General features: G+C 72.7%; 3 protein-coding genes and 1 pseudogene. All 4 read right to left on the bottom strand.

What is annotated here, in order from left to right; genetic code table 11:
• Positions 1-3 precede the first annotated feature (3 nt).
• Positions 4-915, bottom strand: coding sequence for a hypothetical protein (locus tag GXP76_RS32645; protein WP_242575236.1), 912 nt, complete (start codon positions 913-915; stop codon positions 4-6).
• 103 nt (positions 916-1,018) lie between these two features.
• Complete coding sequence (locus GXP76_RS32640) at positions 1,019-2,563, bottom strand: hypothetical protein (protein ID WP_242575235.1); 1,545 nt, start codon at positions 2,561-2,563, stop codon at positions 1,019-1,021.
• 120 nt (positions 2,564-2,683) lie between these two features.
• Positions 2,684-6,316: a hydantoinase B/oxoprolinase family protein gene (locus GXP76_RS32635; protein ID WP_242575234.1), complete on the bottom strand. Its 3,633-nt coding sequence runs from the start codon at positions 6,314-6,316 to the stop codon at positions 2,684-2,686.
• Positions 6,313-6,997, bottom strand: a pseudogene (locus GXP76_RS32630) (SGNH/GDSL hydrolase family protein); the annotation flags it as partial. The gene GXP76_RS32635 and the pseudogene GXP76_RS32630, both read right to left, overlap by 4 nt.

Genomic DNA, 6,997 nt, shown 5'->3' with positions numbered 1-6,997 from the left:
GGCTCAGGAGTGGAACGGCAGTCCGGCGTCGGCGACCAGGTCGAGGTCGTCCGGGTCGGGAGGGGGGAGCAGCGTGGCCGATCCGTCGGTGACCGGTACGACGCCCAGGGCGAGCAGTTCGGCCATGGCGGCGCTGCCGGCCATGTCGCGGACCTGGAGTTGGTAGCGGGCCGTGGTGCGGTACGCGCCTCCGGCGTCGTCGCCGGTGCGGTGCAGGAACCCGGAGTCGGTGAGGAAGGCCATGGCCTTGCCGATGATGCCGGTGGTGGAGCCCGCGAGGCGGCGCGCGTCCTTGGTGGCACCGGTCGCGCTGCGGCGCGCGTAGACACGCCAGGCGGATTCGAGGCCGGGGGCGTCCGTCTCGGGGTCGGTGTTCTCGCCCTGTGCCTCGGCCTGTTCCTCCAGCCTGCGGCAGGCCTGCCGTACGAAGGCGTCGACGCCGTTGACGGTGATCCGGCCGATGTACCCGTCGTCGGCGAGGTCCTCGGGGCGGGGGAAGGCCATGGCGGCGACGGCGAGATGGGCGAGGCCGTGCAGGAACCGGTCGGCGGAGTCGGCCGAGGCGCGGCGGGCGTAGTCACCCATGCGGACGGCGAACACGGAGTCCTCGCCCGCCGTCACGGCCATCCCCGCGCGGGAGGAGACCTCGAGGACGACGAGACCGAGGCCGGTGGCGACCGCGTCGCAGAGCCGCGCGAAGGCGGGCTCCTCGCGGTAGCGGCGCAGCAGGTCGGCGTATTCGGCGTCGCGCGCGGGCAGCAGTTTGGGCTGCAGTCCGAAGGAGACGAGGCGGGCGGCGTCGGCCGCGTCGGCGGGGGTGACGGCGCCGCCCGGCGCGGGGGCGGACGTGCGGGCCGTCTCCGTGCCGCCCGGCTCGCCCCACGCCGCGGCGTGCTCTGCCTGGTGGTCGCTCACGGCCGCTGCTCCTTGCTGAGGGTCGTCGTCCCGTCGGAGGTGATGGGGGTGCTGGGGGTGCTCGTGGTGGTACGGAGGGCGCCGAGGGTGCGGGCGGTGGGCGTCATGCCGCCTCCGTACGGTCGGCGGTCATGCCGGCGGCGTCCAGCAGTGCCATGCCCACTATGAGGTCGGCCCCGCCGAACTCCGGGTCGTCGAGGGGTGTTCCGTCGTCCACGGCGAACAACAGCCGCTCCTCGCCCTGCCGGTAGGCCGTACCGACCGGCGGGCTCGCGGCGTGGACGGCGAGCAGCGCGACCAGATAGGGCAGGTCGGGATCGCGGCGGCGGGCCTCGGCGAGCAGGCCCGAGAGCCTGCGCGGCGCGTCGTGTTCCAGGTCGAGCAGCTCCCTCGCGCTCGCCAGCTGCTCCTCGCTGAAACGGCTGTCGTCGGGGGTCGCGATCAGATCGGGTTCGGGCATCTCCGCGCCGAGGTGTTCGCGCTCCACGGGAGGGGTGAGCAGCAGATCCACGAGGTCGCCCACCCGGACGGAGGCGGGTGTGCGCAGGCCGGTGCCGCGGGCGAAGAACGCGTCGGTGACCCTGCTCGCCCGGTCGACCGAGAGCGGGAGGAGCGGGGCGACGAGCTGGCCGTACAGATCGAGTCCCGTACGCGTGGTGGGTTCGGCGAACGCCTGGCGGTCCTGCTCGGCGCGGAACAGCGGGCCGGCCTCCAGCAGCCGGGACTGGAGCTGGGTGTGCCGGCGGATGCAGTCCTTGACGATGTCGACCAGTTCGGCGGCGCGCCTCTTGTGCTCGGCCGTCTTCGGGTCGGCGCCGGTCTCCGCCTCGTCGCGTGACTTGCGGATGTTGGTGAGGATGGCGTTCTCGTGGCGGTAGCGGTCGGCGACGTGGTCGAGCGCTTCGGCGATCATGTCGGGCACGGCGTTGAGCCAGTCGACCGCGCGGACGTTGCGCCGTGTGGCCTCCAGGGTCCGGCGCAGCGTCTCCGCGTACTGCACGGTGCGGTACCGGGCCTGTTCGGCGGCGAGCTGGGCGTCGGCGAGCCGCCCTCTGTTGATGAGTACTTCGAGTTTGACCTCGGCGGCGATCTGCGCGCTGGTGACGTCCGTGTCCAGCGCGCCCACCAGCACGTTGACCGCCTCGTCGGTGGTGCGCAGATAGACGCTGCCGCCGTGGCCGGGGACTTCCTCGATCAGTTTGAAGTCGTAGTCGCGGCGCGTGTAGACGCCGTCGGCGCCGAACGTGCCGTACACGGCGCGGAATCCGCGGTCGACGCTGCCGACGTTGATCAGGTTCTCCAGCACCCAGCGGGCCACCCGCTCGTGCTCGGTGACCGGGCGGTGCGGTGCCTGGGCCGCGACGCGCGGCAGGAGTCTGGCCACTATCTGCTCGTGGTCCGCGCCGGTGTCGAAGTCCATGTTGAGCGTCACGAGGTCGATCGCCGCGAGCGCGACCTCCGCCATCGCGTAGACGGAGTACTCGCCCGCCAGATTGGCCTTGCGGGTGTCGAGGTCGTGCAGCGGCGCGGTGCACGCGAGCGCGCGCAGCCGCCGCGCCAGCCCTTCGTCGGCGGCCGGGCCCTGGGCGAGCCGCGGCCCCGCGCTGAGCTGGGGCGGAACGGGATCCGTCGAGGCAGGCGAAGTCACGTTGCACAGATTAGGTCCTCGGACCGACAACGGTCGAAACGACGCAGAAGCCCCAGCGGTGTCCGCGGGCCGGCACGGCGGGCCGGTGATCCGCCCACCGGCCCGCCGTGCCGGGCGAGTTCACCGAGGGGTGCCGTATCCCCCGCCGCCCGGGGTGCGCAGCACGAGTACGTCGTCCACGGCCACGTCGACCGAGTCGACCCCCTTGAGCGCCGTGCGCGTCCCGTCGGCCCGTTCCACCTCGTTGGCGCCTCTCGCGCCCGTCCCGCCGCCCGCCATGCCGTACGGAGGCACCGTGCGGTGCCCGGTCAGCAGCGTCACCGTCATGGGCTCCAGGAAACGGATGCGCCGTACGACTCCGTTGCCGCCGGTCCAGCGGCCAGGGCCGCCGCTGCCGTCCCGGACGGCGAATCCGTCGACCCGTACCGGGTAGCGCCATTCGAGGACTTCGGGGTCGGTGAGGCGGGAGTTGGTCATGTGGGTCTGGACGGCGTCGGCGCCGTCGAAGCCCTGGCCCGCGCCCGATCCGCTGGCGACCGTTTCGTAGTACTGGACCCGTTCGTTGCCGAACGTGAGGTTGTTCATGGTGCCCGAGCCCTCGGCCTGGACGCCGAGCGCCGCGTACAGCGCCCCTGTCACGGCCTGCGAGGTCTCCACGTTGCCCGCCACCGTCGCCGCGGGGAAGGCCGGCGACAGCATGGAGCCCTCGGGCACGCGTACGTCCAGCGGCGCCAGACAGCCGCTGTTGAGCGGGATGTCGTCGGCTACCAGTGTGCGGAAGACGTACAGGACGGCCGCCATCACCACGGATCTGGGCGCGTTGAAGTTGCCCTCCTGCTGCGGGGAGGTGCCGGTGAAGTCCACGACGGCGCTGCGGGCCTCGCGGTCGACGCGCACGGCGACCTCGATGACCGCGTCGTTGTCGGTCGCGTAGCGGTACGTCCCGTCGCTCAGCCCGGCGATGATGCGGCGTACGGACTCCTCCGCGTTGCGCCGTACGTGCCCCATGTAGGCGTCGACGACGTCGTGGCCGAACTGCTCGGTCATGCGGCGCAGTTCGGCGATGCCCTTCTCGTTGGCCGCGATCTGGGCGCGCAGGTCGGCGAGGTTGGTGTCCGGATCGCGGGAGGGGTACGGCGCGGTGGCGAGCAGTTCGCGGGTCTCGGCCTCGCGCAGCCTGCCGTCGCGTACGAGGAGCCAGTTGTCGAAGAGCACGCCCTCCTCGTGGATGGTCCGGCTGAAGGCGGGCATCGAGCCGGGCGTGATGCCGCCGATCTCGGCGTGGTGGCCGCGCGAGGCGACGAGGAAGCGCAGTCGTTCGCCCTGTTCGTCGAAGACGGGCGTCACCACCGTCACGTCGGGCAGGTGGGTGCCTCCGTGGTAGGGGTCGTTGACGGCGTACACGTCGCCGGGGCGGATCGAGCCCTCGTCGCGCTTGAGCACCTCCTTGATGGACTCGCCCATGGAACCGAGGTGGACGGGGATGTGCGGCGCGTTGGCGATCAGGTTGCCGTCGGCGTCGAAGAGCGCGCAGGAGAAGTCGAGCCGTTCCTTGATGTTGACGGAGTGGGCGGTGTTCTCCAGCCGTACGCCCATCTGCTCGGCGATGGCCATGAAGAGGTTGTTGAAGACTTCGAGCAGGACGGGGTCGACGTCGGTGCCCGCGGCGATCCTGGTGGGGCGGGGGCGTACCCGGGTCAGGAGCAGATGTCCGAGGTCGCCGACGGCCGCCTGCCAGCCCGCGTCCACCACGGTGGTCGCGTCGTCCTCGGCGATCATCGCGGGGCCCTCCACGGTGTCGGCGGGCCGCAGATCACCGCGCCGCAGGAGCGGACAGTCGCGTTCGGTGCCGTCGACGAACATCCGTACCCGCGCGGGCGGTACGGGCTCGCCGTCGCCTTCCGCCGAAGTCGATTCGGCCGTGTACGCACCGTGCGAGGCCGCCTTCCCGACGGCTTCGACGGACACGGCCTCCACCACCAGGGGCTTGTCCATGGTGAAGGCGTAGCGCGAGCGGTGCTCCTCCTCGAAGGCCGCCGTCATCTCGGCGGCGCCACCGAGGGGCACCGCCAGGCTCGCGTCCGTTCCGGCGTAGCGGAGCAGCACGCGCGCGTGGGTGGTGATCGCGGCGTCCGGGACGGAGTCGGCGCGCAGTTCGGCGCGGGTGCGCTCCGCGAGGGCGTCGCACACCTCGCGCACCCGGCCGATCGTGCCACCGTCGCCGCCGTCCTCCCGGTCGCCGTCGCCGAGTTCGGCCTCCACCGACTGCTCGCGCATGGCGGTGGCGTCGGCGAGCCCGATGCCGTACGCGGAGAGGACCCCGGCGAGCGGCGGCACGATCACCGTGTCGACGCCGAGCGCGTCCGCGACGGCGCACGCGTGCTGGCCGCCGGCGCCGCCGAAGCTGGTGAGGGCGTAGCGGGTGATGTCGTGGCCGCGCTGCACGGAGATCTTCTTCACGGCGTTGGCCATGTTCAGTACGGCGATCTCCAGGAAGCCGGCGGCGACTTCGGCGGGTTCGCGCCGTACGCCGGTGGCCTTCTCGACCTCGGCGGCGAGCGCGGTGAAGCGCTCCCTCACCACGTCGGCGTCCAGCGGCTGGTCGCCGTCCGGTCCGAACACGGCGGGGAAGTGGTCCGGCTGGACCCGGCCGAGCATCACGTTGGCGTCGGTGACGGTGAGCGGGCCGCCCCGGCGGTAGCAGGCGGGGCCCGGTACGGCGCCGGCGGAGTCGGGGCCGACGCGGTAGCGCTGGCCGTCGAAGTGCAGCACGGAGCCACCGCCGGCGGCCACGGTGTGGATGTTCATCATGGGGGCGCGCATCCGGACCCCGGCGACCTGGGTGCCCAGTTCACGCTCGAACTCGCCCGCGTAGTGCGAGACGTCGGTCGACGTGCCGCCCATGTCGAAGCCGACGACGCGGTCGTGGCCCGCCTGTCCGGAGGTACGGGCCATGCCGACGACACCGCCGGCCGGTCCGGACAGCACGGCGTCCTTCCCACGGAAGTGGGCCGCTTCGCGCAGCCCTCCGTTGGACTGCATGAACATCAGGCGGATGTCGCGGAGTTCGCCGGCGATCTCGTCGACGTACCGCCGCAGGATCGGGGAGAGATAGGCGTCCACGACGGTGGTGTCGCCGCGTGGCACCAGTTTGATCAGGGGGCTGACCTCGTGGGAGGAGCTGACCTGGGTGAAGCCCGCCGCGCGGGCCGCCTCGGCGACGGCGGTCTCGTGCTCGGGGTGGCGGTATCCGTGCATGAGGACGACGGCGGCGCTGCGGAAGCCGTCGTCGTACGCCTCCCGCAGCCGCGCGGCGACGGCCGCCGTGTCCAGCGGCCGTACGGTGGCCCCGTGCGCGTCGACGCGTTCGGGCACCTCGATGACACGCTCGTAGACCTCTTCCGGCAGCACGATGTGACGGTCGAAGAGACGGGGCCGGTTCTGGTAGGCGATCCGCAGGGCGTCACCGAAGCCCTCGGTCACGAGGAGGACGGTCGGCTCACCGCGCCGCTCCAGCAGGGCGTTGGTGGCGACGGTGGTGCCCATCTTGACGACGTCGATCCGGTCGGCGGGCACCGGATCGTCCGGCGCCACGCCGAGCAGCAGCCGGATCCCGGCCACCGCGGCGTCGTCGTACTGCTCCGGGTTGTGCGAGAGCAGCTTCCGTGTGACGAGACGTCCGTCGGGGCGCCGCCCCACCACGTCGGTGAAGGTGCCGCCACGGTCGATCCAGAATTCCCAGCGCCCAGTCATTCCCCCATTCTCGCAAGCGGACGGGCCGGCGGCAGGGCTGTCAGCGCACGGGAGAGCGCGTGCTCGGCGCGCAGATCGAGACGGGTGGCGGTGCCGCGCGCCCAGTGGCGCATCTCGCCGCCCGCCAGCCACAGCAGTTCGGGCAGCAGGTCGGTGCTTCTGCGCACCATCCAGCCGGTGCCCGCCGTGGCCAGCCAGAGCAGTGCCTCCGTCCGGGTGGGCGGCGGCCGCTCGGGCTCCTGGGGAGGCGGCGGACCCAGTGTCAGGCCGCGCGCGGTGAGCATCGCGTGGAACCGGGCGGCGATCATCCGGTGGCCGCGTTCGCCGGGGTGCAGCCGGTCGGGGCCTCCACAGGGAGCGGTCGGCGACCCACGCCGGGTCGGCGGCGTGCAGATGGACGGCGCCGTACCGCGCGGAGAGCGCGTGGACGAGGGTGTTGACGGCGCGCTGTCTGCGGGCGAGGGGTCTGGCGAGCGGCGCGGGCAGGCCGAGCATGACGCCGGGGTCGGGGAGGCAGGCGGTGAGCAGGACGGTGCCGCGCGCCGTGAGGGCGGCGCACACCTCGTCGAGGGCGCGGGCGATGGCGGCGATGTCGAAGGCGCGACGCAGGGTGTCGTTGACGCCGACGACGACGGAGGCGATGTCGGGCCCGAAGGCGAGGGCGGCGGGCGTCTGTTCCGT

Source organism: Streptomyces sp. NP-1717 (assembly GCF_022695985.1).
GTDB lineage: Bacteria > Actinomycetota > Actinomycetes > Streptomycetales > Streptomycetaceae > Streptomyces.
The sequence above is the reverse complement of the archived record's forward strand: the minus strand, read 5'-3'. Positions and strand labels throughout refer to the sequence as shown.

Coding starts and splice junctions, on each gene's coding strand:
- GXP76_RS32635 (WP_242575234.1), bottom strand. CDS start 6,316: ATGACTGGGCGCTGGGAATTCTGGATCGACCGTGGCGGCACCTTCACC.